Genomic DNA, 26,801 nt, shown 5'->3' with positions numbered 1-26,801 from the left:
CAAAAGCAGAGCGCCCGCTCGGGAGGAAGCAGGCGCTGACCAAGTCTCGACGATGTCTAGTCTTAGTGGCCGTTAGCGGGCGATGGCTGCTCGGGCGATGGTCCGGATTTCGTCGCGGCCGATGCCGAGGTCGTCCAGTTCGCGCGAGGACATACGGCCCAGTTCAGCGACCGTCTGACGGTACTTGCGCCAGTTGTTGAAAGAGCGTGCTACGTTCATAATGATCCCCTTTCCGTGGGCTTTCGAAGCTTAGCTGCCAGTCCTTGGCGCTTCGTTCGCTTCGATGAGCTGTATATAATATGGGACCGCTGATTGTTGCAGCGCCAATGCATCACTGCACCTATGCGACCTCTGCATGGGTTGCCGCAGAGGGTTAGATCTTGAAGCGATCGAAAGCGGTCAGCCGTAGGATCGGCGGCTCCGCCTCCGCCCAGCGGTAGATTTCCGCACGCAGATAGGAAAGCTCGACGTCGAGGCTTTCCTCGTCGATCTCGATCCACCAGGACTTCAGACGGCCGTCGCTTCCGTCGGACCAACGATAGCCCCTCGCCTTCAGATGGTCCTTCATCTCGAACGGGCTGTGTTCCGCAAAGATGCGGATGCGGGAGCGCTGGCTGGCGCGGTAAAGCTCCGCGAACGGGCTTTCGCCGCGACCCTGTTCCCGATCGAGAATTTCGAGCAGCGCATGGCAATCATCCACGGCGCGATGGCCCTCGTGAAAATAGCCGGCCTGGCCGACGAGATAGCCGAGCTTGGTGCCCTCGAAGCCGCGGGCGCTCCAGTCGACCTCCGAAACCGAGCACGCCCAGGCCTTGCCGGCGAAGATCCTGGAGAAGGCCTCGCAGAACGGCCGGTCGAAACCGGCATTGTGGGCGACGATCAGATCCGCCGGTTCGATCAGGGCGTTGAGCATCTGAATATCGATGACCTGCCCTTCGACCATGGCGTCGGTAATGCCTGTCAGCCGGGTAATCTCGGGCGGGATCGGCCGGGACGGCTGCTGCAGGCCGCCATAGATGCCGACGATATCCCCGATTGCGCCGTCATCACTGAACGTGAACGCGACCGCGCCGATTTCGATGATCTCGTCGCTGCGATGGCTAAGGCCTGTCGTCTCCGTATCGAGAATGACGCCGAGCTGCGGAAATCCAGGCCGTCGGACTGTCGCAATCGGGCGGGCAACGAGTTTTCTGAGAATACGATAATTGCCGCTCTCTTCGAGCGTTCGTGCCATGTCTTCATCGGAGCGGGCGGTCGGTTGTGACGGAGGCCGGCGCGATGGGCCGCGCACCTTGACCACCGCGGGCGATGCCTTGGCAAACATGTCGAGTTGCGAATCTCTGTGCACGCTCATGGAATCTGTATGTCACGGAGAGCTGGTTTAATCCATCGCTCGCGCAAGATGGGACACAGTCTTGTCGTCCGCGGTCCCGCCCGAGGGGAAGCTGAGCCGGCAGATGGCGCCGAGACCGCGGTTGTCGAAGGTCACCTCGCCGCGGTGCATGCGCATGATGTCGCGAACCAGATTGAGGCCGAGGCCGGCGCCGCGCCCGTCGTGGTGGCGCTTGAAGAAGGGTTCGAAAATGCGCTCCTGCAAATCGGCGGGAATGCCCGGACCCTCGTCGCTGACCTCGATCCAGTTGCAGCCCGATGTCAGGGAGATGATGCCTTTCCGGCCGCCATGGTTGATGGCGTTCTGCAGGATGTTCATCAGGGCGCGCTGAAGTGCCAGCGGATCACCCTCGATCTCTCCGGCGCCGTCGACCTCGAACTGCACCGTATAGCCGGCGGCAAAGGCCAGCGGCGCCATCTCGATGATGACCTTCCTTGCGAGCTGGCCGAGATTGATGTTGGTGAATTGCACCTTGCCCTGTTTGAGGCGCTGAAGATCGAGCATCTGCTCGGTCAGAACGGCAAGCCTGGCGGCGTCTTCCAAAAGATCGGTCTTCACCGCGCTGTGCGGCAGGGAGCCTATTCTGGTGTTCAGAATGGCGATCGGCGTGCGCAACTCGTGGGCCGCGTCGGTCAGAAACCGTTCCTGCCGCTCGTAACCTTCGTCGAGCCGGCCGAGCGCGCGGTTGACGGCACGCATCAGCGGCGCGACCTCCTCGGGGATATCGTTTGCAGACAGCCGGCCGCCGCGCTGATCGACATCGATCGTATCGGCCTGGAGCGCCGCCTGGTTGATCCCGACGAGCGACCTTCGCACGACCATCGGCGTTGCGATCAGAGCGCCCAACGCCATCACGGCGACGATGGGAACGACGAATTTCGCAAGGGTCAGCGAGACGCCGAACAGGATGAACGTGATCGAATTGGGGCCATCGGTCCCGGTCAAGAACTGCGCCTGCCCCCAGTCCATGGCAATCCACTTCATCCGGGCGGCGGCTGGACGGTCCTGGTCGCCAAGATTCCAGCCTAACCTCGCCTGGCCGACATGATCAAGCGCACTGCCGATGCTGGCATATTCGTCCGGAATCCGGCCCTCGGTCAAAACATGTCCCTGCGTGTCTCGAATGGTGTACCAGAGATCGGGCGCATCTTTCCGGAGCTGTCTGAGATCCTCGGTCTCCCGCAGGCTCAATTCTCCTGTAGGCTGGCGGAACACGGCCCGGCGCAGGATCTCGATCGTGCCCTCCGTCGACCTGTAATCGAACATCTGCCCGACAGAGATCAGCACGATCACCACCAGGATGAGCACGACCGACTGGACGGCGAGAAGCCGCCAGAACAGGCGCTTGCGCAACGAGTAGGGGTATCGTTTGGTCACGATGCCTCCCGCAGGAGGTAACCCACGCCCCTTATAACGTTGATGACGACGCCCGCCTGCGACGCCGCCAGCTTGCGCCGCAGCCGCGATATGTGGGAATCGAGCGCGTTCGGCTGGATTTCGTCATCGAGGCCGAAGACCGCCTCCATCAAGGCCGGCCGTGGCACCATGCGGCCGGCGCGGCGCACCAGGCATTCGAGCACCAACGCCTCGCGGCGCGGCATTTCCAGAGGCTGGCCCGAGACGCTGACATCGCAATAGGTCGGATCGAAGGAAAGCCTGCCGATCGAGATCAGCGCCGGGCGCAACGTTTCTGAGCGGCGCATGACGGCGCGCAACCGCGCCAGAAGCTCGTCGAAGACGAAGGGCTTGGCGAGGTAATCATCGGCGCCTGTCTCGAGGCCGGTGATCTTGTCCGGAACCTCCCCCTTGGCTGTGATGACGATGATGGGAAGGGTAATCCCCTTTTTCCGGATCTTGGCAACAAGTTCCAAGCCGTCGCCGTCAGGGAGTTGCCGGTCGAGGAGTACGGCGTCGTAGGTGCTATCGCCGATCACCATCTCGGCGTCGTATAGGGTCGAGACATGGTCCATCACTATGTCGTGCCTGGTCAGCGCGCCCCGGAGTGCTGCGGCCATTTGAGGTTCATCCTCGATCAGTAATATGCGCATCACACATTCCTATCGGGGGCCTATTGGGACCGTCTGCCCATAGATGGAAACCATATCATCCTCAGGCAGGCCTGCGGCGCCTGTATCGCATGGAATGCCATATTGCGGCCTCGAAGCAAAGGATCGCGGCGACGACAAGCAACCCGGAATAGAGGGGATCGTAACGAGAGTTGCCGACGATGGCGCCAATCCCGATCAGCGATGTGTTCCATATGACGATGCCGAGCATGCTGGCGGGGATGAACAGCCGCAAGTTCAATCCGAGCATGCCGGCCGGCATCGCCAGGAAGATGCGGACGGTCGGGATCGTCTGTGCGGTGAGCGTGATCCAGAACGTATGCCTTTCATAGAGTTCCGCCAGTGCTCGATATCGCGCCAACGGCAGAAAGACGTAACGGCCACCCTTGTCGATCCAAACGTCGATCCGGTTCCTGCCCGCCAGCCGGCCAACCCCGTACCAGACGAGTGTTCCAAGCATCGATCCTAGAGCCGAAGCGGCAACCGTCGAGATGAGGCCTTTCGTATCGGATGCATGGGTCGTGCCGAGAAAGATCAGAAGCGCATGGGACGGTATGACGGGCACGAGCTTTTCGGCAAGCGCCAGGGCGACGATGGAGAGAAATCCGCCGTAGAGCAGCGGTGTGTAGATCGTATCAGCCATCATGCACGGCGCTGTTCGATCAATGCCATTGGCTGGTGTCTTCGGCTGATGCGATAGACCGCAGCGGGCGGGATATTGCGCAACGTCCAGCCGATCCTTTTGGAGACAAGGCCGAGAGAGTCGAGGATTTCTAAAGGCACCGGGCATTTCGGCCCGTAGGTGAATTGGTAGAAGGCACCGTACGGCTTGAGGTTGGAAAAGCAGCCTTCAAGCAGCTCGTGTACGTCGTCCGGCTGCATGGCAAGAAGCGGAAGCCCGCTGACGACACTCCCGAAGAAGCTTCCCGAAAGCGCCGTCTTCCACATCTCCCGGACGTCGGCTTGCAGAACCCTGGCGCCGGGAAAGCGGTCTTGTAGCAGCGCGGCGAAATTCCGCTCGTATTCGACAAGCGTCAGGTCGCTTTGGGCAATTCCTCGCTTAAGCAGGGCCGCGGTGAAAACACCGTTACCAGGGCCGAGTTCGAGAACCGGCCCGGTCGCTGCGGAAATTTCCTGGGTCATCAAGCCCGCAAGGCGCGGGCTTGATGGTGTGATCGAGGCGATGCGCAGGGGCGCGCGAAGCCAGGCAAGAAGAAAGCGGCGTCGATCGAAGCGTGGCATGGGACCTTCACTTTGGCGTTTTGATCCCGCCTATGAACCAACCCAACATTGCAACAGTCTGTCATATCGCCGCCGACATGCATTCTCATGCGCGCAATGACGCTCTCTCATGCGCTGTCCTCAGCCCGTTCCGGTCGATCCAGCTTTCGATTTCGGCGGCAATCGCCTCCGGCTGATCCTCGGGGGAGATGTGACGAGCCGGGCCGCAGCCTCTTGTCTCCAGGCCGGCGATGTTGTCGCGGCACCACGAAATCATCTCGTTGCCGATGAGCAACGTTTCAGCGGGGCCTTCGAAGGTCAACAACAGCTTGGGAATTTCGGGACTGGCGGAAAGCCAACGGTCATAGGCTTCTATCCTGGCAACCACGTCGGCCGGTTCGCCGTTGATCGGCATGGCGCGCGGCCATTCCAGCAGCGGGCGCCTGCTGTCGCGGTCTGGATAGGGTGCGCTGTAAATTGCCCAGTCGGCGTCGCTGAGCCCCTTCAATGTGGTCACGCGCAGAGCCTGCTCGATGAAGAAATTTTCGTCGAGGACTTTGGCTTCGCCGGTTCCGGCGCCCGCAACAGCTCGTAACGCGCCTTTCCGCCGCCCGGCAGATCCGCCCACGTCATCGGACGCAGGATGGTTTCCATGAAGGCGATGCCGCGCACCCGCTCGGGATGGCGCGAGGCCCAGTCGAATGCCAGCGCGCCGCCCCAGTCGTGGCCGACAAGGACGACGTTGTCGAGGTCGAGCGCATCGAACCACGCATCGATGTAATCGATGTGGTCGCCGTAGCGGTAACCGATATCGGGCTTGCCGGAGCGTCCCATGCCGATCAGGTCGGGCGCCAGGCAGCGCCCCGGCCCGACGCGAGGCATGATGTTGCGCCAGAGATGCGATGAGGTGGGATTGCCGTGAAGGAAGACGATCGGATCGCCCTCCCCCTGTTCCTCGTAAGTGATGAACGAGCTGAGGATATCGATGGTCGGCATATGGAACTCCGCGGTTTCGTGCTGTATAGGCAGGCAACTGTCTACTTATCAGATGGACAGTTGCCTGTCTATATTGTCGTGTGGGGTTTCATGTCGTCGTCTTCGCTTGGCCTATTGTTGCGTCTGGTCCATCAGCATTGGACGCAGGCTGTCGAGGCGGCGCTCGAAGAAGCCGGCTACGGCGACATCCGCCCGCCGCACGCCAACGTCTTCACTTTCGCCCGTCCCGAGGGAATCCAGGTGAGCGAGCTCACCAAACTTGCCCGTGTCCGCAAGCAGACGATGACTCAGGCGGTCGAGGAACTCGAACGTCTTGGCTATGTCGAACGACGGCCCGATCCGGACGATCGACGCGCCCGGCTGGTGTTTCTGACCGAAAAGGGCCAAGGCGTGCGGCCTGTCGCGATGGCGGCGGGCCGGCGCGTCGATGAAAGCTGGGCGGCATTGACCGGCCAGCAGCAGATGGACGATCTGCGCACGGCGCTCAGGCGGCTGCTGGAACAGCTGCAATAGCGAGCCGAAGGCCGTGTCGGCATGCCGCGAAGATCGCTGCGGAACTCCAGGTCACCCGCCTCTTGCCTTTCAGGGATACGCAGCTTAGCTGTTTGATTACAGGCCACATCCGCCTGCGGAAACTGCCCTGTGCCAGGAGAGAAAAATGCATGTATGGCATGGGCTTAGAGCCGTGCTTAAAAAACGCCGCCAGGCCCGTAACGAGAAGATTCTCGTAAGAGAGCCCATCGTTGTCCCGCAATCCGTCGCCACGACGCAGCCCGATCATTATTTGTCTTGTGTCGCGATTGCCAAGAACGAGGGCGCCTATCTGGACGAATGGATTCAGTTTCATCTGCTGGTCGGCGTTTCGCATTTTTATATTTATGACAACGGATCGACGGATCATTCCCTGTCGGTACTAAGAGCCTATGAGAAGGCCGGTATCGTGACCGTCGTGCCTTGGCGTCCCTTCAGCGTTTGGGCGAATACCCAGAATATGGCCTATGCCCACGCCGTCAGTAATTTTGGGCCGGGCAGCCGATGGATGGCCTTTTTTGATCTCGATGAATTCATGTTTCCGGTGCACGCCGCTTCCTTGACCGAGCTTTTGCAGGCGCGAGAGAAGGAGCAGGCGATCTGTGTCACCGGTATCAATTTTGGAACGAGCGGCCACGCCGTCAGGCCCGAGGGTCTGGTCGCGGAAAATTACCGGGAGGCGGTTCCCATGGACCTCCAGCGCCAACATCCGAAGCTTCTGAACGTCAAGTCGATCGTTCAGCCGGCTCACATCAGATCGATCGAAAGCGTCCACTGGTTCAACCTCAAAGGCACGAACAAGATTGGCGTGAATGAGGATGGCGAGCCGCTGCCGCGTTTCCCCAGGGAAGATCCCCTGAAGCTCAAGGCCGACACCCTGCGATTCAATCATTATTATACGCGCTCGCGTGAGGAGTTTTCCGCGAAGGTCAACGGATCCAATGCGCGCGGACCGCAGCTCCCGGCCGATGCCGAACAACGCTGGGCACTGTTCCGGCAGATCGAGGAATTCAGCCGGCCGGACGATACCATTCAAAGATTCCTTCCGGATTTGAAGGACAGGCTTTCCGCCTGGCGGAAGGAGAAGGCTTCAGCGTAGCATCTCGAGCCAAGCGAACGGGCGGCCGAAGGAGAATGCATGCCAGGTGATACCAGCAAGGTCGCCGATAAGGACGTCGTCACCATCGGCGCCGGTGCCGCCGGTATTGCCGCTGCCCGCCGCCTGCAGGCACTCCGACCGGATCTTTCCATCCTCCTGCTCGAAGCCGGCGACCGGCTCGGCGGCAGGGCCTGGACGGTCGGGCTGGAGGCTGATGGTGTCGGGCTCGATCTCGGCTGCGGCTGGCTGCACGGCGCGCGGACCAATGCGTGGACGGCGATCGCAGGAGACGTCGGGCTGACGGTCGACCGTACGCCCGCGCCGTGGAACGGTGGGCGTCAGCTTCAGCGGGATGAGGCGGACGTCCGTGCCGCGCAGGAGGCGATCGGCGCCTATTTCGAACGGCTCGAAAACCATGAGGGTAGGGATACCGACATGGCCGGGATGCTAGAGCCCGGTAATCCCTCGAACGGCCAGATCCGGGCGATCGGCACCTATATCACCGGCGCCGAACTGGAGCGCTCTTCGGTCGTCGACTACAAGAGATATGATCCGGGTCCCGGTCTCGATTGGCGGGTGCGCGAGGGCTACGGGACCTTGGTCTCCCTGTATGGCAAGCCGGTTCCGGCAAGGCTCGGTGCCGAAGTCCGGCGCATCGACCATCACCACGCCGGCCGCGTCGGCATCGAGACGAACCAGGGGATGCTCAGCGCTCGCGCGGTGCTCATCACCGTTTCAACGAACGTGCTTGCCGCCGGCCGGATCGCCTTCGACCCTCCCCTACCCGAGAAGACCGAGGCGGCAGCCCGTCTGCCGCTCGGGCTCGCGGACAAGCTCTTCCTGAGCCTCGCGCATCCGGAGGCGCTGCCCGCGGATACGCATATGCTCGGCTCCACCAGCCGCGGTGCGACCGGCACCTATCAGCTCCGCCCGTTCGGCGCCCCCGTCGTCGAGGCTTATTTTGCCGGCGACCTGGCACATGATCTCGAGCGTGAGGGAAAAGAGATCGCCTTTTCCTTCGCCGCTGATGAACTGGCGGCGCATTTCGGCGCTGACATTCGCAAGCAACTGTCTGTGGCAGCGATATCGGCCTGGGCCGCGATGCCCCATATCGGCGGCTCTTATTCCTACGCCGAACCCGGCGCCTCCGATCTGCGCGCCCGTCTCGCCGCACCGCATGACGGGCGGATCTTCTTTGCCGGCGAAGCCTGTTCGCGCTCGCGTTATTCGACGGCGCACGGCGCCTACGAGACGGGTGTCGCCGCAGCCGAGCTGATCGCCGGCTCGTTTTCGCAAGGCCGGTAACCATCGCCGGCTGCGTCGGCAGGTGGGAATATTTTTTTCTCACTTGTCGCGCGGGCCGGATTGGTTATCTTCCCTCTCGGCCCCTGCGCTGAGAGCGCAGAGCGCTGAACGTCATCCGGCGGCAAGCGACCGCCTCAAGCACGATATTGTCATCGATTGCAGGAGCCCCGGCTTCTACCCCGACGGTTTTGCCGCCGGCTGCGGGCATCCGCATCAGGAGGAAGAAATGGACTATCGCAAGCTCGGTCCCAGCGGGGCCGTCGTCACCGCTTATTGCCTCGGCACCATGACTTTCGGCGCAGAAGCCGACGAGGCAGCATCTCACAAGCTGCTCGACGATTATTTCGCCTGGGGCGGCAATTTCATCGATACGGCCGATGTCTATAGCGCCGGCAAGTCGGAGGAGATCATCGGACGCTGGCTGAAGGCGCGGCCGACCGAGGCCCGCCAGGCGATCGTCGCCACCAAGGGACGGTTTCCGATGGGCGACGGCCCGAACGATATCGGCCTGTCGCGTCGGCACCTCGGCCAGGCGCTCGACGATTCGCTGCGCCGCCTCGGCCTCGAGCAGATCGACCTCTACCAGATGCATGCCTGGGACGCGCTGACGCCGATCGAAGAGACGCTGCGCTTCCTCGACGATGCGGTTTCGTCAGGCAAGATCGCCTATTACGGCTTCTCCAACTATGTCGGCTGGCATATCGCCAAGGCTTCGGAGATCGCCAAGGCGCGCGGCTATACGCGCCCGGTGACGCTGCAGCCGCAATATAACCTGCTGGTGCGCGACATCGAACTCGAAATCGTCGCGGCCTGCCAGGATGCCGGCATGGGCCTGTTGCCGTGGTCGCCGCTCGGCGGTGGTTGGCTGACGGGCAAGTATAAGCGCGACGAGATGCCGACCGGCGCCACCCGCCTCGGCGAAAACCCCAATCGCGGTGGTGAATCCTATGCGCCGCGCAATGCGATGGAGCGAACCTGGGCGATCATCGCTGTTGTCGAGGAGATTGCCAAGGCGCATGGCATCAGCATGGCGCAGGTGGCGCTCGCCTGGACGGCGGCGCAGCCGGCGATCACTTCGGTCATCCTCGGCGCCCGCACGCCCGAACAGCTCGCCGACAATCTCGGCGCCATGAAGCTCAAGCTCTCCGATAGTGACATGGCGAGACTCAACGATGTGAGCGCCCCCCAGCCGTTCGACTATCCCTACGGCAAGGGCGGCATTAACCAGCGCCACCGCAAGATCGAGGGCGGCCGCTGAGCCTTGCTGATGTAACTGAACGCAACCTGTCCGCCTCCCGCCGAGGCGGACAGGTCTCCGGGTTAGGACGATCGACCGGCACTCTGGGGTGCAGGTCGTTCACCCGTGCTGGCGAATGTCTTGAGGTAGATCGACAGAAGCTGCGTCTGCGAGGAGATGCCGAGCTTGCGATAGACGTTGCGGCGGTGAACCTTCACCGTGCCTGTGGAGATATTGAGCCTGAGACCGATCGATTCCGACGAATGTCCCTGCAGCACCAGATCGACGATCGCGGTTTCGCGGCTTGTCAGCTTGAGGTCGCGCCAGACGGTGTCGGCCGGTTGCAGCGCCTGCGCCGCCGCGCCGCGCTTCTTGCCCGTTCGCATGCCGGCATCAAGCTGTGCATCGAAGCGGGCGCCAAGCCCCGGCCAGACATGCCGGACCAGGCTCGCCACCAGAGGCTCCGCTTTTTTCAGCAGGGCGAATTCGGCCGGCGGAAACGGGCCGGTCTTTTCCCGGCGCATCAGCGACAGCACGACGGTGATATCATCGTCGAGCGTCACGAAGAAGCCGATCTCCTCGGCAAGCCCGGTCTGCACATAGTAGCTTCGGTAATATTCGCTGGAGAAGAAGCGGTCAGGCGCCAGCTCGCGCATGCGGAAGACGCCGGGACGGCGCGCGCGGGCGGTCTGGTAGAACGGGTCGAGCAGGTAGGGGCCGACCTGATAGAGCGTGACGAAGATGACGTTCTCCTGCGGATCGAAGGTGCTGTAGAGATCGATTGGCCGTTCCTTGCCGCGATAAGCGAAGACAACGACATAATCGAAGCGCACTAGCGCCGCCATCATCCGACGGAACGTCTCTCCGAATTCCGCATCCGCCATCACGGGCTTTCCAACGGTGGCGTCGAAAGCCTGAAACAGCGCTTCGAGATCAATGCTCATCGACAGCCTCCCTCAACCGCCCATGCGGAATGCGCGCAGCATCCATATACACCTTCCACGAAGCGATGTGAGGCAGAATACCTCTTTCGGGGTATATACCGCGCGGGAAGCCCGAGCTTAGTCTTTCCTCAACGACGGTGGCAAAAGGCAGCGCTAGACTGCCCGTACCAACCAACCGCAGGGAACAGACGTGGCATCCGCTTCGACGAACGATATCGAATTCCGTTCGGTCACCAAGAACTATGGCGCCGTGACCGCCGTGACGGATATAAACCTGAATGTGCCGAAAGGTGCTTTCCTTGCTTTGCTCGGCCCTTCCGGCTGCGGCAAGACGACATGCCTTCGCATGATCGGCGGCTTCGAGCAGCCGAGCGAGGGCGCCGTGCTGATCGACGGGCTGGAGATGAACGGCGTTCCGGCCTATCGCCGTCCCGTCAACATGGTCTTCCAGCACTACGCGCTGTTTCCGCATTTTAATGTCGAACAAAACGTCGCCTATGGCCTTAGGCAGATGCGGCCGAGGATTGCGGCGGCCGAGATCAACCGCCGCGCGGCCGAGGCGCTCGAAATGGTGCGGCTCGGCGGCTTTGCCAAGCGCCGCATCCATGAGATGTCCGGCGGCCAGCAGCAGCGCGTGGCCCTGGCGCGGGCAATCGTCAACCGGCCTTCGGTGCTGCTGCTCGACGAGCCGCTGGCCGCACTCGACAAGAAGCTGCGCTCGGCCATGCAGATCGAATTGCAGACGCTGCAGCGCGAACTCGGCATTACCTTCGTGCTCGTCACCCACGATCAGGAAGAGGCGCTGTCGATGGCCGACGTCGTCTGCGTCATGAGCGCCGGACGCATTCGCCAGCTCGGCACGCCGCAGGAGGTCTACGACCGCCCGGCCGATCTCTTCGTCGCCGATTTCGTCGGCAAGACCAACCGGATCGGCGCGACAATGGAAGCCGATGGCAAGACGCTCCGTCTTGCTGACGGCTCGGCACTCCCGGCAGGTGCGCGACACGCCCTTCCGCCAGGCGAGGTCACCGTCGCGATCCGCCCGGAGGCGATCCGGCTGACTCGGGCCGCCGTCGGCAGCACGTCCTTCGCCGGCACGGTCACGCACCGCATTTTCCTCGGTTCCTCGGCCGAATATGCCGTCACCGTTCCGGGGCTTGGCGATTTCCTCGTCACCGCCGACCGGCGCAGCATGAGCGAGAGCGATCTGGTCGAGCCGGGCGAAGCGGTCTTCCTCGGCTTCGATCCCGACATGGCCCACGTCTTTCCGGCCCAGGTTTCTTCAGGATCAAGTGCATAAACCAGAACAAGGGAACAGCATCATGAGCAAGGACTACAAGGATAATCTGCCCATTACCCCTGAAGGCTTCATGGACGAGTTCATGCGCCTGAAGCGCGGCTCGGTCAGCCGCCGTCATTTCCTCGGCATCACCGGCCTCGGGCTCGCGACCGCGGTGCTGTCGCGCTTCCCCGGCGCGCTGTCGACGCCTGCTTATGCAGGGGATCTCGGCACTCAGATGTCGATCGCGACATGGCCGAACTACCATGATCCGGCGACCTTCGAGAACTTCAAGGCGGCGACCGGCGTTGCCGTCGAGGTCAACGTCTTCGGCTCGAACGAGGAAATGCTGGCCAAGCTCCAGGCGGGCGCCTCCGGCTGGTCGCTCTTCGTGCCGACCAACTACACGATCTCCACCCACCACAAGCTCGGCCTGATCGACGAGCTCGATTTGTCGAAGATCCCGAATTTCAGCCAGGCGACGGAAAACCCGCGCTTCACCAGGGAAGGCATGATCGACGGCAAGACCTATGCCGTGCCGAAGAACTGGGGCACGACAGGATTCTCGGTCAATACCTCGAAGATCAGGACCAAGCTTTCGAGCTGGAAGGACTTCTTCGAGATCGCCCAGACGGAAGCCGACGGCCGCGCCATGGTGCACGACTATCAGCTGACGACGATCGGCAGCGCGCTGGTCTCGCTCGGCTACGACTTCAACTCGATCAAGGCGGACGAACTCGCCAAGGCCGAGGAACTGCTGATCAAGGTCAAGCCGCACCTGTTCGCCATCAACAGCGACTACCAGCCGGCTATGCGCGCCACCGACGCCTGGCTCACCATGTGCTGGACCAATGACGGCGCACAGCTCAACCGCGACGTTCCCGAGATCTCCTATGTGCTCGGCACCGACGGCGGCGAGATCTGGACCGATTACTACGCCATTCCGAAGGATGCGCCGAACAAGGCGGCGGGTTATGCGCTGCTCAACTACCTGATGGATCCTGCCAATGCCGTGAAGGAGCACATCGCCAACGGCGCGCCGACGACCGACAGCCGCGTCATCGCGCTGCTGCCGAAGGAGATCACCGCCAACAAGATCGTCTATCCCGACGAGGCATCACTGACGCCGCTGGAATTCGGCGCGGCGGTAACGCTGACCGATCCCGGCCGCGCGGAGCTGATGGCGCGCTTCAAGTCGGCTTGATTTGATCTCCCGCCGCTTCCCTTTTGGGGGCGAGCCGCCGCCTCTTGTCTCTTCTCCCCAGCGGCGGGGAGAAGTGCCGGAGCGATAGCAAGGCGATGAGGGGGTGCGAAGAGCGCCAGCGAAGCGCAGCCTGAGCGGAAAGCGAAGGCTGGTTGGCGTCCTGCCGTGTAGCCCCCTCATCCGACCCTTCGGGCCACCTTCTCCCCGAGTGGAGAAGAGGGAGCGCGGGGACATGTATTGGCCATTCAACGAACATTGAGACGATCGAACTGAAATGCCGCTTACACCAAACACGAAAAAACGCCTGGTCACCGCCGCGCTCGTCGCGCCGGCCAGCATCTGGCTGTTCGTGTTCCTGGTGCTGCCCTTCATCGCCATCATCGTCTTTGCCTTCGGCGAGCGGGCGCCGGAGGGCGGTTATCAGCCGGCCTTCACCTTTGCGCAGTTTGCCAATCTCGGCTCGCGCGCCGCCGCTTTCAAGAACACGCTGATCCTTGCGCCGATCGGCGCCGTCGCCTGCCTGCTCGTCGCCTATCCCGTCGCCTATTATCTGGCGGTCAAGGCGAGCCCCAAATACCGGCTGCTGCTGGTCTCGCTCGTTGTCGTGCCCTTCTGGACCAGCCTTCTCGTGCGTACCTATGCCTGGATGTACATCCTCGGCGCCCGCGGCATTCCGCATCTGCTTGAAATGGTCGGCATCGAGAATGTCAGGTTGCTCAACACGCCGGGCGCTGTGCTGCTCGGCATCGTCTACGGCTACCTGCCGCTGATGATCATGCCGATCTATGTCAGCCTGGAAATACTCGACCGCCGCCTGCTCGAGGCTTCCGCCGATCTCGGTGCGCGGCCGCTTTCGACATTCTTCGGCATCACCCTGCCGCTGTCGCTTCCAGGCGTGATGACCGGCATCGCGCTTGTCACCATCCTGCTGCTCGGCGAATATCTGATCCCGCAGCTGCTCGGCGGCGGCAAGGTCTTCTTCATCGGCAATGCGCTGGTCGATCTCTTCCTGCAATCGCGCAACTGGCCGTTCGGCTCGGCGATCGCCGTTACTCTCGTCGTTGTCGTTGTCATCGTGCTGCTGATCGCCATGCGCATCGCCTGGCGTGTCGCCGGCACCCGCCAAGTGGATCTCGTCTGATGCGCGCGCTGGTCACCGCAGTCTACCTGTTCCTCTACACGCCGATCGCGCTGGTCGTGCTGTTTTCCTTGAATGCCGGCCGCAATGCCAGCGAGTTCACCGGCTTCTCCACGCAATGGTATGGCAAGGCGCTCGCCAACACCTTCCTGATGGAGGCGCTGCAGAACAGCCTGATCATCGCCTTCACCAGCGCAGGCCTTGCCGCCGTCTTCGGCACAATGGCGGCGATCGGCATGGAGCGGCTCGGCGCCCGCACGCGGGCGGTCTTCGACGGGCTGTTCGCCGCGGCGATCGTCGTGCCGGGCGTCGTCATCGGCATTGCGACGCTGGTGGCGCTCGTCGAGGTCTTCGGCTTCGTCAATCCGCTGCTCGCCGCGGTCTGGCCGAGCGAACAGGCGCCGAAACTTTCCCTCGGCTACGGCTCGATCATCGCCGCCCATGGCCTCTTCACCATGGCGCTGGTGACGATGATCGTCAAAGCGCGCATTGCCAGTCTCGGCCGTGATATCGTCGAGGCGTCGAGCGATCTCTATGCCACGCCCTTCACCACCTTTCGCCAGATCGTGCTGCCGCAGATCCTGCCATCGATCCTGGCCGGTTTTCTGCTCGCCTTCACCTTCTCCTTCGACGATTTCATCATCGCCTTCTTCGTCGCGGGCTCGAACACGACGCTGCCGATCTATGTCTTCGCCTCGATCCGCCGCGGCGTGACGCCGGAGATCAACGCCGTCGCCACCATGGTGCTCATCGCATCGTTGGGACTGATCCTCATCGCGCGCTTCCTGATGCGCGAGAAAACAATAAACTGAACGGGAAACATCCATGATTCTTGAAAATCGCGTCGCGATCGTCACCGGAGCGGGGTCGGGCATCGGCCAGGCCGGTGCGCTGATCATGGCAGGGGAAGGCGCGTTCGTCGTGGTGGCGGATCGGAGCGCTGCCAATGCCGCCGAAACCGTCGGCAGGATCGAGGCGGCCGGTGGCAAGGCCGAGAGTCTTGTTCTCGATGTCACCGACGACGCGGCACTCGAAGCCGGCATCGCCTCGGTCGCTGCGCGTCACGGCCGCATCGACATCCTCCATAATCATGCCGGCGCCCAGGTGGCGGGCGATCTCGAACAGGTGGCGGTCGAGGGCTTCGACAGATCATGGAGCCTGAACGTCCGGGCGCATTTCATGGCGGCGCGTTTCGTCATGCCGCTGATGAAGAAGGCCGGCCGCGGCGTCATCCTCAATACCTCCTCCTCGTCGGGCGTGCTCTACGACCGCGAGATGATTGCCTATACGACGACGAAACATGCCGTCATCGCGATGACCCGGCAGATGGCGGGCGACTACGCCAGGTTCGGCATCCGCGTCAACGCGCTCTGCCCGGGCTGGGTGGACACGCCGTTCAACGAACCCTTCATCGCCCAGATGGGCGGGCGCGGCGCGATCGAGGCTTATATCGCCGAAAAAGTGCCGCTCGGGCGTTGGGCTGATGTCTCCGAAATCGCCGAACCCATTCTCTTCCTGGTCTCGGACCGTTCGTCCTACATGACCGGGCAGATCCTCGTCGTCGACGGCGGTGAGACCGTTGTCTAACGGCTGCTGCTTCGGTTTCCCGCAAATGCGGCCGTCAGACCGAGGCCGATCAACAGGGCTCCGCTGACATAGCGTTCGACCGTGAGAAAGCGGCGATTGCGCCTCAGGCAGTTGCCGGCAATACCGGCGGCGAACGCGTAGCTGCCGTCGGTGATGATGCTGAGGCAGGTGTAGATCAAGCCCAGGAAGGCGATCTGCATCGCTGCGTGACCCCGGTCCACCGAGATGAACTGGGGCAGGAAGGCAAGAAAGAAGAGCGCGGTCTTGGGATTGAAGAGATTGACGACGAACCCGTCACGCAGAAGGCGCGCGTGGCCGAAGGGCTTCACGCCGGTGTCGGTTTCGGGAAGCTCGGTTCGGCCGAAAATCTTCTTGAGCCCGAGCCAGATCAGATATGCCGCGCCCGCATACTTGACCGCGCTGAACGCGAGGGCCGACGAAGCCAGTATTGCCGACAGGCCCAACGCCGCGACGATGACATGCACCAGTGTCGCGGCATGAATGCCGAGAATCGACACGAAGCGCGCAAGGCGGCCCTGCTCGACCGAGCGGGCAAAGATATAGAGAACCGCCGGCCCCGGAATCAGAAGAAGAGCCAGGGAAGCGCCGATAAACAACCAGATATTGCCGAGGGTTGGCATGATGATCGCCCTTCGAATGCGCCCCGCTTCATCTGTATCTTTTGATAGTCTTTCTACAGACCGCCCTCGCCTTCAAGCGATTTCCATGACGGCCGCGTGGCGAGGTTGGATGATAGAAGGTCACCCATAGAAAGAGCCGCCATGTTTCCATGGCGGCTTGGCGGCTTTTCTGCTTGGGAGGAGATTTAAGCCGGAAGCTGGAAGAACCAGTTGGCGATCAGGACGATCGCGAGGCCGCCGACGAGTGCCAGATAGGGCAGCATGCCGGCTTTCTTGACGCCGAGATCCTGGCCGATGAGGCCGAGATCCTCCATCGCGCCTGCCGGGAATTTGCCGCCGTCACGCACATAGTGGCGATAGGCGAAGACCGGCAGGATAAGGGCTGCGAAGATGAAGCCGACCCAGAGCGCGTTGGAATAACCCCAGACCTTGGCGCCGGCGCCAAGGAAGAGCGCGTTGACGAAGGCGAGCACGGTGTTGACACCGATCAGCCAGGTCGGCGCTTTCCACGGCCGTTCGATGTGGCCGGAATCCATCCGGTGGATCCAGCCGGAATTGAGGTTCAGGAAGTTGAAGATGATGTAGCCGACATTCGAAACGGCGAGCACGAAGAAATAGCCGCCGGCATCCGAGGCGATTGCCAGAAGGAAGAGGTTGAAGGCGAAATCGGTCCACATCGCCCGTGTCGGGGCGCCGTGCTCGTTGGCGTGGTCGAGATATTTCGGAAGCCAGCCATCCTTCGAGCCCTGGTAGAGCGTACGCGACGAGCCGGCCATCGCCGTCATGATGGCGAGGAAGAGTGCCATGATCATCAAGACGACGAGCAGCTGGGTGATGACCCGGCCGGCGCTGATCAGGCCGCCGAGGGCTTCGGCAACACCGGTGCCGTCGACGATGCCGGGCGCCAGCATGCCGGCGTGGCCGAGAACGCCCTGGAAGGCGAAGGGTACGAGGAAGAAGAACAGGCAGCAGGCAAGGCCGGAATAGAAGATTGCCTTGAAGGTATCGGTCTTCGGATTCTTGAGTTCGCGGGTGTAGCAGACCGCCGTCTCGAAGCCGTAGGTCGACCAGGCGGCGATATAGAGGCCGCCGAGAAAGAGCGTCCAGCCGCCATTGCTCCAGGTGCCGTCGCTGGCGGTATAGGCGGCCGTCGGCGGCACCAGGCCGGTGACGTTGGCGGCGACGATCTGGCCGCTGACGATCGGATAGAGGCCGATGATGAGCAGCGGCACCAGCACGATGATGGCAAGCCATTTCTGCACGCTTGCCGTTTCAGAGATGCCGCGATGCTGGATCGCGAAGATGATCAGCATCAGGATGCCGCCGATGAAGAAAGTGGCATTGATGTTGGCGGTGGCGAGGAAGGGGATGCTGAAGCTGACAAGCGACCAGCTGCGGATCGCCGGCGTGAGCGCCGCGACGCCATCGGTGCCGAGCAACGCCTTGACGGCATCTTCCGGCGTCGTACCGGCATGGGCTGCAATATATTCGGCGACGCGGGGGCTATCGGCCGTGACGGAAGCGGCGTGCGCTGAGATCCAGTCGAGGACCATCTGCGAATCTGCTGCCGGAATCGGGTAGAACGCGTTGAGGATATAACCGGCGGCGATGGCGCAGCCGAGCGAAAGCACGGGCGACCAGGCAAACCAGTTGCACCAGACCGACAGCGGCGCGATGAACTTCGAATAGCGCAGCCAGGCAGTGGCGCCGTAGACCGAAGCGCCGCCGGATTTATTGCCGAACATGCCGGCAATCTCGGCATAGGTAAAGGATTGCAGGAATCCCATCACCATGGAGATGATCCAGACGACGAAGGCGAGCTTGCCCGTCGTGCCCGCGATGCCGCCGATGGAGAAGAGGACGAGCGGCGGCACGCCCGCAGCCACCCAGAATGCGCCCTTCCAGTCGAGCGCGCGTATAAGCTTACCTTCGGTGCCGGATGCAATCCCGGCCTCCACTACGTCTGTCATCGATGAAATTCCCCACTCTATTTGTTCCGGACGTATCTTTGTACGTCTCCCTGAACGTGTCTCCCTGACAGTCTCAAGCTCGCTCGGATGATTTTGGCGATCCGCGTTCCGACGGATTCCCCGAGTCTCAACTCTTTATGCATAGTGAAGATATTTTCTTTTTAGTCAACATGCCTTTACTTTCCCGAGGCATTTTGTAACCTGTATGGGTGTGTGCCGGAGGGCATGCCGATCCCCCATGAGGGTAGAATGCGAGAACTACATCCTGCTGTGACGGGCCTGCGGACGGTCGCTCCGAGCCTCGTATATTATCCCGGCATTCCCACCCTGCCGGAGGGAACCGAACGCTACAGGGCAAGGGGCGGCGGATCGGTCGTCATGCGTGTCGAGGCGGGCGACCGCGTGAGCGTCATTGACAGCGAGGGCGGGCAGGTCTGTGAAATTTCTTTTCTTGATGAAAAGGGCCGCTTCCTGGCGGCTGGGCTTGGAACGGCATTCACCAATTCCGCCGATGGTTTGAAGGCTATTCTTCAAGCGGAGGACGAGAGCGCTGCCCGCACGCGTGCAGCGCTTGAGCGCCGCGGCGCCGATCTTGCGGCAGCCGGCGCACTCAGCATCTTCGGTCCGGGATCGACCCCGGGCAGCCGGGCGGAGTTCACGATTTCAATGAAGGGCCTCCTGATCGTCGCGGCACCCGCTGCCGCCATGTTGCCGGAAGCCCAGGATACGGCGACGCCGATCGAAATCAGGATCAAGCGCAGCCTGCTGATCCGCGATTACGCCTCCGCGCTGCCGGAGCCGGTCGCTGATCCGATCGAGGATATCCGCATCCGGGCGGCGACTGCCGCAGCCTATTTCGTGCACGCCGGCGAATTCATCCAGATCATCGACGTCTATGGGCGCCAGTGCACCGATTTCCAGGCCTTCGCCGCTCGCAAGGTCGACAAGGGACTCGATCTCGCGCTCGATTCGACGGTCACCCGCACGCTGCTCGGCCGCAGTTATCCCACGCCCGGTCTGCCCTCCAAGGCCTTCGACCGCGACTTCGAGCCGCTGGTCGAGATCGTCCAGGATACGGTCGGCCGTCACGACGCTTTCGCGACCGCCTGCAATTCGCGCTATTATGACGACATGGGTTACCCCGGCCATGTCAACTGCACGGACAATTTCAATGCGGCGCTGGCGCCTTACGGCATTGCCGGCCGCAAGGGCTGGGAAGCGCTGAACTATTTCTACAACACCAATATCGACCACAACAACCAGCTCTATCTCGACGAGCCCTGGTCGCGTCCCGGCGATTACGTGCTGATGCGGGCGCTGACCGATCTCGTCTGCGTCTCCTCGTCCTGCCCTGACGATATCGACGCTGCGAACGGCTGGGATCCGACGGATATCCACGTCCGCACCTTTTCCGGAAAAGAGAAATTCTCACGAGCGGTAGCCTATCGCATGACCCCAGATGCCGAACCCGAACTGACGCGCGAAACAGCCTTTCATCCCCGCCTCTCCGCCTTGACGCGGGATTACACCGAATATCGCGGCTACTGGCTCCCGAACCGCTTTTCCAGCGAAGGGCCGGTCGAGGAATACTGGGCCTGCCGCGAGCGCGCTGCCGTCATCGATCTCTCACCCTTGCGGAAGTTCGAGGTGACCGGGCCGGATGCCGAGGAATTGCTGCAATATTGTCTGACGCGCGACGTGCGCAAGCTGTCGACCGGGCAGGTCGTCTATTCCGCCATGTGCTACGAAAACGGCGGCATGATTGATGACGGCACGCTCTTCCGGCTTGGCGACAAGAACTTCCGCTGGATCGGCGGCGATGATTTCAGCGGCGTATGGCTGCGTCAGCAGGCCGAGAAGAAGGGCTTCAAGGCCTGGGTCCGTTCCTCGACCGATCAGATGCACAATATCGCCCTGCAAGGGCCGAAGAGCCGCGATATCCTGAAGGAGATCATCTGGACGGCACCGCGCCAGCCGACGATAGGCGAGCTCGAATGGTTCCGCTTCACCGTCGGTCGCATCGGCGGTTTCGAGGGTGCGCCTGTCGTTGTCTCGCGCACCGGCTACACCGGCGAACTCGGCTACGAAATCTTCTGCCATCCGAAAGATGCGCTGACGGTGTTCGACGCCGTCTGGGAGGCAGGACAGCCGCACGGGTTGAAGCCGATGGGGCTGGAGGCGCTCGACATGGTCCGCATCGAGGCGGGCCTGATCTTTGCCCATCACGAATTCACCGACCAGACGGACCCGTTCGAGGCCGGCATCGGCTTCACCGTGCCGCTGAAATCCAAGCAGGACGATTTCATCGGCCGCGAGGCGCTGATCCGGCGCAAGGAGCATCCGCGCCATCTGCTCGTCGGCCTCGACATCAAGGCGAACGAGGCGGTCGGCCACGGCGACTGCGTCCATATCGGCCGCGCCCAGGTGGGCGTCGTCACCAGTGCCATGCGCTCGCCGATCCTCGGCAAGACGATCGCGCTCGCCCGCATCGACGTGATGCATGCGGCCCCCGGCACCGAGGTTGAAATCGGCAAGCTCGACGGCCACCAGAAGCGGCTGCCGGCGACGATCGTGCCGCTTTCGCATTACGACCCGCAGAAGACACGGCCGCGCTCGTAGCACATACTTTCGAGATCGGGGAACGGCGATCGGCTCTCGATTCTGTCGATGACGCGCACGGCCGCCGAGATACAACCAGATAGAGAAATGGCAACTGGGAAAAACTAAAAGTTGACAATTGCGGGTTCGATGATTATATTCCGGTTGTCGATATTGCTTGTTTGACTTTTGTTATCGCGCGCTGGCAACGTGCCCTGGACGAACTTCCCTCTTCAAAATCGAGACTATCATCCGTCGTGCTTCCGCACGTGCGGCCTTCAATTGCTATGAAAGGGTTTGTTATGACCACTGGCACAGTTAAATGGTTTAATTCCACCAAGGGCTTCGGCTTCATTCAGCCGGATGACGGCAGCGCTGATGCCTTCGTTCACATCTCTGCCGTCGAGCGCGCTGGCATGCGCGAAATCGTCGAAGGCCAGAAGATCGGCTACGACCTTGAGCGTGACAGCAAGTCGGGCAAAATGTCCGCTTGCAATCTCCAAGCTGCCTGAACTGAAATCTGCTTTCCTTTGACCGCGGATGTACCGGCACTGTCGAAAGCATGATACTATCGAGGTCAGGCAATTTGCCTGGCCTTTTTGTTGCGTTCGCTGAGCGGCGCATGAATCCAGGACGGATATGACAGAGTCACATAGCAAATCACGCAAGCAGGCGGAGATTGCCTTCGGAAACGTGCAATCGCAATTCCTGGCGCGAAGCCGTGCGGTTGAAGAGGTCGATCAGACCGTACGGGCCCGCGAGGAGAAGACCTTGCGGCTACGCGAAGCCCGTGAGGCCAAGGAGCTACAGGATCGCCTGACGGCGGCTAACGCTCTTGCAGCAAAGCAAAAACACAAGGACTGACCCTCAGGTCGTCGAACGGTCAGGTAACAGATTTGAAAAACGCCAGAAACAACGAGCTTGCCGATCGCCGCAGCGCTGCTGCCGAAGCCAAGGCTGCGCTCCTCAATGCGTATCGCACCGCCAAGGATACGGCCGAACCCACCCGGCTCGCGAAGCAGGCGGAGCGCCAGGCTATTGCTGCGGCCAGGGAAGAACGGCGTGCGGCGCGCGAACGGGTAAAGCTTGAGGAGTTTGAGCGGGCTCAGGCCGCGCAAGCCGAGCGTCAGGCCGCCGCCGAGGCCGCAGCACGCGCCGATGCAGACGCGCGCGAAGCGGCTGACAAAGACCGGATCGCCCGGGTTATTGCCGATGAAGCCGCCCGAAAGGCCGAACGCGACCTGCGTTACGCCAATCGCAAAGCCAGAAAGTCCTGACTGTCAGCGCTGCCTGTCGCCACGACAGGCAGCGCTATCTTTCAAGCAGCCTGTACGGCTGCGTTCAGCGGGATTTCGACGTCGATCTCGAGCGTCGACACATATTCATTGCGGTCGATCGTCACCTGCACCTTGTCGTGGTCGAGCTGTACGTGTTTTGCGATCACCGCAAGGATCTCCTCGCGCAGTAGGGAGACCAGGTCCGATCCGGCAGAGGAGCGCTCATGGGCAAGGAGCACCTGCAGGCGTTCGCGGGCGGCCGGTGCCGTTCGCTGCTTGTTGAAAAGACGAAAAATATTCATGCTGCCCTCCTTCCGAAGATCTTGCCGAAGATGTTCCGCTTTTCCTCGGGGATTACGACCGGCAGAGTCTCGCCGGCGAGCCGGCGAGCGGCATCGAAATAGGCCATCGCAGCCGCGCTGCGGCTCTCTGCCAGCGTGACCGGCGCGCCGATGTTGGATGCGCGCAGCACATCCATGCTTTCCGGCACGATGCCTAGCAGCGGGATGGACAGGATCTCGAGGACGTCGTCGACCTTCAGCATGTCGCCGCGTTCGGCGCGGTTGGCGTCGTAGCGGGTGAGCAGCAGGTGCTTTTCCATCCGCTCGCCGCGTTCGGCCTTGGCGGTCTTGGAATCCAGCAGGCCGATAATGCGGTCGGAATCGCGTACCGAGGAGACCTCAGGATTGGTGACGACGACCGCAACGTCGGCGTGGCGCATGGCAAGCGTTGCGCCGCGTTCGATACCGGCGGGGCTGTCGCAGATGATCCAGTCGAAATAGCGCTTCAGGTCGTTGATGACGCGCTCGACGCCTTCGGCCGTCAGATTGTCCTTGTCGCGGGTTTGCGAGGCCGGCAGCAGGAACAGCGTCTCCAGCCGCTTGTCGCGGATCAGCGCCTGGGTAAGCTTGGCGTCGCCCTGGATGACATTGATCAGGTCGTAGACCACCCTGCGTTCGGCGCCCATCACGAGGTCGAGATTGCGCAGGCCGACATCGAAGTCGACGACGACGACCTTTTCATTGCGTTGCGCCAGCGCCGCTCCCAATGCGGCGGTCGAGGTGGTCTTGCCAACCCCGCCCTTGCCTGACGTGACGACGATCACTTTCCCCATGTTTCTCTCCTTTGCCGTGGCCCGCAGTAATTCAAAGTGCTGCAGCATCCCTAGCGCGTCTGAAGAGACGCGCGGTGCTGTCGTCAGATCAGTTTTTCCGCCATGATCGCGTCGTCTTCGAGCCAGAGCTGAACAGCCTGTCCGCGAAGATTGGAGGCCATGTCTTCTGCCATCTTGTAGATGCCGTCGATTGCAACCAGCTCGGCCTCGAGCTTGCGGCAAAAGATCCGCGCCGATGCGTTTCCGATGGATCCCGCCATGGCTCGGCCGCGCAAGGCGCCATAGATGTGGACGGACCCTCCGGCGATGACCTCGGCTCCCGAGGCGACCGATCCGATGACGGTGACGTCGCCTTCCGGGAAGATCACCGATTGCCCCGAGCGCACGGGTTCCCTGATGACGATCGATTGCATTGCCGGACGGGTCTCCGTCACGATCGATTTGCCGGGCGGATCGACAGGCTCCTTTGCCTGAACCTCGATATCGGAGGTCGACCGGCCGCCTTTGAGTGCCGGCGGCATGCCGGAGCCGAGGATCGACGGACGCGCGCCTTCGATGCCCATGATGCTGACATTGCGCTTGGCAAGTTCGGCAATCAGGTCCTTCAGCTGCGGCCGGTCGATTTGCAGGTCCGTCAGATCGAGCACGACAGGCCGTCCGAGGAAGAACCCGGCCGAACGCGCAGCCAGATCGTCCAGCCTGATCAACCAATCATCGATCGGAAGATCCGGGGATAACATGACCGCGAGGAAAGAGCGGCCCTTGATGCGGATAGAGCGAGCGTCTGTTAGCACTTTGGTCATCTATGTGAAGAAATCGTTGACCATGTCTACCGCCGGCATGGTTAACAAAAGGTTAACGCGGCTCTAATATTACCTATAACGGCATCAGGTTTTTCACGAGCGCTATCGCTTCAAGTCGTTGAAAATACAACATAATTAAAAGATGCGCCGCACGGTTAATAGTGGGGCTTTCGCTCTGAGACGCAAATCAGCGGCCGCATGGGTAACGCTCAGCCTTCCGCCTTGCGTTGTGCATTGGAAATGGCGCGTGCGGCCTCTTCGGAAGAGTTGGCGAGCGTGCGCATCTCGGCGGCAAGCACGGCAAAGCCCGATCCGGCCGTGCCGGCGCGGGCGGCCTCGATGCCGGCATTGACGGCGAGCAGCTTGAGGTAGCGCAGCGATTGCAGGATCTCGTTGGTCTTCGAGGCGGTGACACGCATATCGGCGGTCTGTTCATCGATTCGCTGGTAGAGTGATTCGATATTGATGATGCTGCCTTCGAGATAGAGAAGCTCACCCTTCTCGTCCCAGATGCCGCCGCCCGTCTCGGTCACCCAGATCAGGTGGCCCATGGCGTGGCGGATACGATATTCCATCGTCCAGTCCGTGCGCTTCTCGAGCGCCTGTCCGACGATCTCGTCCATCTGAGGCACGTCTTCCTCATACATGATCGAGGTGAAGGTTCGCGTCTTGTTGCCGATGATTTCGTCGGCGGGATAACCGAAGATGCGCTCGATGCCGTTGGTCATCTCCAGCATCGTGTAGTTTTCATCGGCGCGGCAGCGATAGAGAAAACCGTTCATGCGCCCGAGAATGCTCGTTTGAAAATCCATAAAGGCCTCGCTCGAGAAGAGGAGTTGCGAATCGGATTACTTGCTTCACTTTGAACGCTGGGAGGGAGCCGCGACGAACGGCTCCCTCCCCGATATGTGGAGCCTACAGCGCCCGCGCGTCTTTTCGAGAGCCGCAAGGGACGCTGTAGCACTTTGAATTGCTGTAATTTTATCCTGAAATCGATTCGGATCTAAGGAATTATGCAGCAGCCGGTCATCAGTTTCGCAGATATTCCTCCATGGAATCATCGAGCGCCTCGACCCAGGGCGTGTGGTGCGTCGGCGACATGTTGCCGGTCATCAGCGATCGATAAGCATGGTCGCGGAAGCCCATGATGTTGTGGGCCTTGTGATGTTCCCACTCCATGAAGGTCTTGTTGGTGCCCTCGATGTCGAAGGAGGGATAATCGGTTTCGGCGAGCAGTTCCTTCACATAGTCGCCCTGATACCAGATCATCTGCTCGGCATCTTCAAGCGTCTCCTCGCGGGCGCGCCACATGTCGAAATTGGCCTTCAGCTCCTCTTCCGGCGGCAGTGTGATGCGGCCCATCATCACGTCGCGCGCCCACCAGGCCTGCACGTCGAACATGTTGAAGGTATAGAACTGATCCTGCATGCCGATATAGAAGAGCTGCGGGTTCTTGTCGAAGATCACGCCCTTGTAGAGGCTGTCGGCCCAGAGGCGGTTGGCGGTCTTCAGCCGGAGATCGTCGGGCAGGAAGGGGAAATGGTGCTGGTATCCGGTGCAGAGGATCACGGCATCGACCTCCTTGGTCGAGCCGTCGAGGAAATGCGCCGTGCGGTTTTCGAGCTTGGTCAGCAGCGGCCGCTCCTCGAAATTCTCGGGCCATTTGAAGCCCATCGGCTTCGAGCGATAGCTCGTCGTCACCGATTTCGCGCCGTATTTCCAGCATTGCGAGCCGATGTCTTCGGCCGAATAGCTGCGGCCGACGAGCAGGATGTCCTTGCCCTTGAACTCAAGCGCGTCGCGGAAGTCGTGGGCGTGCAGCACGCGGCCGTTGAAGGTCTTCACGCCCTCGAAGTAAGGCACATTCGGCGTCGAGAAGTGACCTGACGCCACGACCACATAGTCGAACTCTTCGTCATACATCCGGTCCGCGACGCGGTTGTGCGCCGTCACCGTGAATTTCTTCGTCTGATCGTCGAAGCGGACCATGCGCACCGGCGTGCTGAAGCGCACCCAATGGCGGACATTCGCCTTCTCGACGCGGCCCTTGATGTAGTCCCACAGCACGGCGCGCGGCGGATAGGAGGCGATCGGCTTGCCGAAATGCTCCTCGAAGGAATAATCGGCGAATTCGAGACATTCCTTCGGGCCGTTCGACCAGAGGTAACGATACATGCTGCCGTGGACCGGCTCGCCATATTCGTCGAGCCCGGTGCGCCAGGTATAGTTCCAAAGCCCGCCCCAGTCGGACTGCTTTTCGAAGCAGACGATCTCCGGGATTTCGGCGCCCTTCTGGGCGGCCGATTGAAAGGCGCGCAGCTGCGCCAACCCGGAAGGACCGGCACCGATGACGGCTACTCTTGTCATGAAGCATTCCCCTCTTGATTATATGTCATTG

27 protein-coding genes and 1 pseudogene are annotated in these 26,801 nt (G+C 61.6%); 13 read left to right on the top strand and 15 right to left on the bottom strand.

What is annotated here, in order from left to right; genetic code table 11:
- Positions 1-72 precede the first annotated feature (72 nt).
- From EFD55_RS13465 to EFD55_RS13435, 7 genes and pseudogenes are all read right to left on the bottom strand, one after another.
- Entirely contained in the window at positions 73-219 is a 147-nt protein-coding gene (locus EFD55_RS13465; RefSeq protein ID WP_125845548.1) for a DUF1127 domain-containing protein, read from the bottom strand.
- A gap of 154 nt (positions 220-373) precedes the next feature.
- The gene (locus EFD55_RS13460) at positions 374-1,354 is read right to left on the bottom strand and encodes a 3'-5' exonuclease (protein ID WP_125845547.1); all 981 of its coding nucleotides are present in this window, start codon (positions 1,352-1,354) and stop codon (positions 374-376) included.
- Positions 1,355-1,381: 27 nt separating this feature from the next.
- Positions 1,382-2,770, bottom strand: coding sequence for a sensor histidine kinase (locus tag EFD55_RS13455; RefSeq protein ID WP_125845546.1), 1,389 nt, complete (start codon positions 2,768-2,770; stop codon positions 1,382-1,384).
- Positions 2,767-3,441 carry a response regulator transcription factor gene (locus tag EFD55_RS13450; protein ID WP_125845545.1) on the bottom strand — a complete coding sequence of 225 codons (675 nt, stop codon included), beginning with the start codon at positions 3,439-3,441 and terminating at the stop codon, positions 2,767-2,769. Before EFD55_RS13450 ends, EFD55_RS13455 begins: the two co-directional genes overlap by 4 nt.
- A 61-nt stretch (positions 3,442-3,502) precedes the next feature.
- On the bottom strand, positions 3,503-4,105 hold the full coding sequence (locus tag EFD55_RS13445) for a DedA family protein (RefSeq protein WP_125845544.1): 603 nt from the start codon (positions 4,103-4,105) through the stop codon (positions 3,503-3,505).
- Positions 4,102-4,701 (bottom strand): class I SAM-dependent methyltransferase, encoded by a 600-nt coding sequence (locus tag EFD55_RS13440; RefSeq protein WP_125845543.1) that lies wholly within the window; start codon positions 4,699-4,701, stop codon positions 4,102-4,104. Before EFD55_RS13440 ends, EFD55_RS13445 begins: the two co-directional genes overlap by 4 nt.
- A gap of 85 nt (positions 4,702-4,786) precedes the next feature.
- Positions 4,787-5,676 (bottom strand): annotated as a pseudogene (locus EFD55_RS13435) (haloalkane dehalogenase).
- Between EFD55_RS13435 and EFD55_RS13430 the strand changes: the two are divergent.
- The 4 genes from EFD55_RS13430 (at position 5,677) to EFD55_RS13415 (ending at position 9,869) form a co-directional block, all read left to right on the top strand.
- Positions 5,677-6,189, top strand: coding sequence for a MarR family winged helix-turn-helix transcriptional regulator (locus EFD55_RS13430; protein ID WP_125845542.1), 513 nt, complete (start codon positions 5,677-5,679; stop codon positions 6,187-6,189).
- Between the two features lie 145 nt (positions 6,190-6,334).
- Positions 6,335-7,306, top strand: coding sequence for a glycosyltransferase family 92 protein (locus tag EFD55_RS13425; RefSeq protein WP_125845541.1), 972 nt, complete (start codon positions 6,335-6,337; stop codon positions 7,304-7,306).
- A 39-nt stretch (positions 7,307-7,345) separates the two neighbouring features.
- Positions 7,346-8,611, top strand: a complete 1,266-nt coding sequence (locus tag EFD55_RS13420) for a flavin monoamine oxidase family protein (protein WP_125845540.1) — start codon at positions 7,346-7,348, stop codon at positions 8,609-8,611.
- A 226-nt stretch (positions 8,612-8,837) separates the two neighbouring features.
- Positions 8,838-9,869, top strand: coding sequence for an aldo/keto reductase (locus EFD55_RS13415; protein ID WP_125845539.1), 1,032 nt, complete (start codon positions 8,838-8,840; stop codon positions 9,867-9,869).
- A 62-nt stretch (positions 9,870-9,931) separates the two neighbouring features.
- Here the strand turns inward: EFD55_RS13415 and EFD55_RS13410 are convergent, their stop codons facing one another.
- Positions 9,932-10,792, bottom strand: a complete 861-nt coding sequence (locus EFD55_RS13410; protein ID WP_125845538.1) for a helix-turn-helix transcriptional regulator — start codon at positions 10,790-10,792, stop codon at positions 9,932-9,934.
- A 190-nt stretch (positions 10,793-10,982) separates the two neighbouring features.
- Between EFD55_RS13410 and EFD55_RS13405 the strand changes: the two genes are divergently transcribed.
- From EFD55_RS13405 to EFD55_RS13385, 5 genes are all read left to right on the top strand, one after another.
- The gene (locus EFD55_RS13405; RefSeq protein WP_125845537.1) at positions 10,983-12,092 is read left to right on the top strand and encodes an ABC transporter ATP-binding protein; all 1,110 of its coding nucleotides are present in this window, start codon (positions 10,983-10,985) and stop codon (positions 12,090-12,092) included.
- 22 nt (positions 12,093-12,114) lie between these two features.
- The gene (locus tag EFD55_RS13400; RefSeq protein WP_125845536.1) at positions 12,115-13,275 is read left to right on the top strand and encodes an ABC transporter substrate-binding protein; all 1,161 of its coding nucleotides are present in this window, start codon (positions 12,115-12,117) and stop codon (positions 13,273-13,275) included.
- 274 nt (positions 13,276-13,549) lie between these two features.
- Complete coding sequence (locus EFD55_RS13395) at positions 13,550-14,416, top strand: ABC transporter permease (protein ID WP_125845535.1); 867 nt, start codon at positions 13,550-13,552, stop codon at positions 14,414-14,416.
- Positions 14,416-15,225, top strand: coding sequence for an ABC transporter permease (locus EFD55_RS13390; protein WP_125845534.1), 810 nt, complete (start codon positions 14,416-14,418; stop codon positions 15,223-15,225). The genes EFD55_RS13395 and EFD55_RS13390 overlap by 1 nt, the downstream gene beginning before the upstream one ends.
- A 13-nt stretch (positions 15,226-15,238) precedes the next feature.
- Positions 15,239-16,000, top strand: coding sequence for an SDR family NAD(P)-dependent oxidoreductase (locus EFD55_RS13385; RefSeq protein ID WP_125845533.1), 762 nt, complete (start codon positions 15,239-15,241; stop codon positions 15,998-16,000).
- On the opposite strand, the gene EFD55_RS13380 is transcribed toward EFD55_RS13385, so the two are convergent.
- Together EFD55_RS13380 and EFD55_RS13375 are read right to left on the bottom strand one after the other, a co-directional pair.
- Positions 15,997-16,641 carry a LysE family translocator gene (locus EFD55_RS13380; RefSeq protein ID WP_125845532.1) on the bottom strand — a complete coding sequence of 215 codons (645 nt, stop codon included), beginning with the start codon at positions 16,639-16,641 and terminating at the stop codon, positions 15,997-15,999. The genes EFD55_RS13385 and EFD55_RS13380 overlap by 4 nt on opposite strands.
- A 185-nt stretch (positions 16,642-16,826) precedes the next feature.
- Positions 16,827-18,611 carry a trimethylamine N-oxide permease gene (locus EFD55_RS13375; RefSeq protein WP_125845531.1) on the bottom strand — a complete coding sequence of 595 codons (1,785 nt, stop codon included), beginning with the start codon at positions 18,609-18,611 and terminating at the stop codon, positions 16,827-16,829.
- A 249-nt stretch (positions 18,612-18,860) separates the two neighbouring features.
- Here EFD55_RS13375 and EFD55_RS13370 point away from each other — a divergent pair, with 249 nt between their 5' ends.
- The 4 genes from EFD55_RS13370 to EFD55_RS13355 all read left to right on the top strand — a co-directional run bounded on the left by EFD55_RS13370 (position 18,861) and on the right by EFD55_RS13355 (position 22,486).
- Positions 18,861-21,230, top strand: a complete 2,370-nt coding sequence (locus EFD55_RS13370; RefSeq protein WP_125845530.1) for a trimethylamine N-oxide demethylase — start codon at positions 18,861-18,863, stop codon at positions 21,228-21,230.
- Positions 21,231-21,511: 281 nt separating this feature from the next.
- Positions 21,512-21,721, top strand: a complete 210-nt coding sequence (locus tag EFD55_RS13365; RefSeq protein ID WP_125845529.1) for a cold-shock protein — start codon at positions 21,512-21,514, stop codon at positions 21,719-21,721.
- Between the two features lie 127 nt (positions 21,722-21,848).
- Positions 21,849-22,073, top strand: a complete 225-nt coding sequence (locus EFD55_RS13360; protein ID WP_125845528.1) for a hypothetical protein — start codon at positions 21,849-21,851, stop codon at positions 22,071-22,073.
- Positions 22,074-22,105: 32 nt separating this feature from the next.
- Complete coding sequence (locus tag EFD55_RS13355; RefSeq protein WP_125845527.1) at positions 22,106-22,486, top strand: DUF6481 family protein; 381 nt, start codon at positions 22,106-22,108, stop codon at positions 22,484-22,486.
- 41 nt (positions 22,487-22,527) lie between these two features.
- On the opposite strand, the gene minE is transcribed toward EFD55_RS13355, so the two are convergent.
- From minE to EFD55_RS13330, 5 genes are all read right to left on the bottom strand, one after another.
- Positions 22,528-22,788, bottom strand: coding sequence for a cell division topological specificity factor MinE (minE, locus tag EFD55_RS13350; protein ID WP_003574994.1), 261 nt, complete (start codon positions 22,786-22,788; stop codon positions 22,528-22,530).
- Positions 22,785-23,600, bottom strand: a complete 816-nt coding sequence (gene minD, locus EFD55_RS13345) for a septum site-determining protein MinD (RefSeq protein WP_125845526.1) — start codon at positions 23,598-23,600, stop codon at positions 22,785-22,787. The genes minE and minD overlap by 4 nt, the downstream gene beginning before the upstream one ends.
- Positions 23,601-23,683: 83 nt before the next feature.
- Positions 23,684-24,403: a septum site-determining protein MinC gene (minC, locus tag EFD55_RS13340; protein WP_125845525.1), complete on the bottom strand. Its 720-nt coding sequence runs from the start codon at positions 24,401-24,403 to the stop codon at positions 23,684-23,686.
- A 209-nt stretch (positions 24,404-24,612) separates the two neighbouring features.
- Positions 24,613-25,215 carry a methyl-accepting chemotaxis protein gene (locus tag EFD55_RS13335; protein ID WP_125845524.1) on the bottom strand — a complete coding sequence of 201 codons (603 nt, stop codon included), beginning with the start codon at positions 25,213-25,215 and terminating at the stop codon, positions 24,613-24,615.
- A gap of 217 nt (positions 25,216-25,432) precedes the next feature.
- Positions 25,433-26,770 carry a trimethylamine monooxygenase gene (locus EFD55_RS13330; protein WP_125845523.1) on the bottom strand — a complete coding sequence of 446 codons (1,338 nt, stop codon included), beginning with the start codon at positions 26,768-26,770 and terminating at the stop codon, positions 25,433-25,435.
- Between the last annotated feature and the right edge of the window lie 31 nt (positions 26,771-26,801).

The organism is Rhizobium pisi, assembly GCF_003938655.1.
Lineage (GTDB): Bacteria > Pseudomonadota > Alphaproteobacteria > Rhizobiales > Rhizobiaceae > Rhizobium > Rhizobium pisi.
This window is presented reverse-complemented; position numbering and strand designations above follow the sequence as displayed.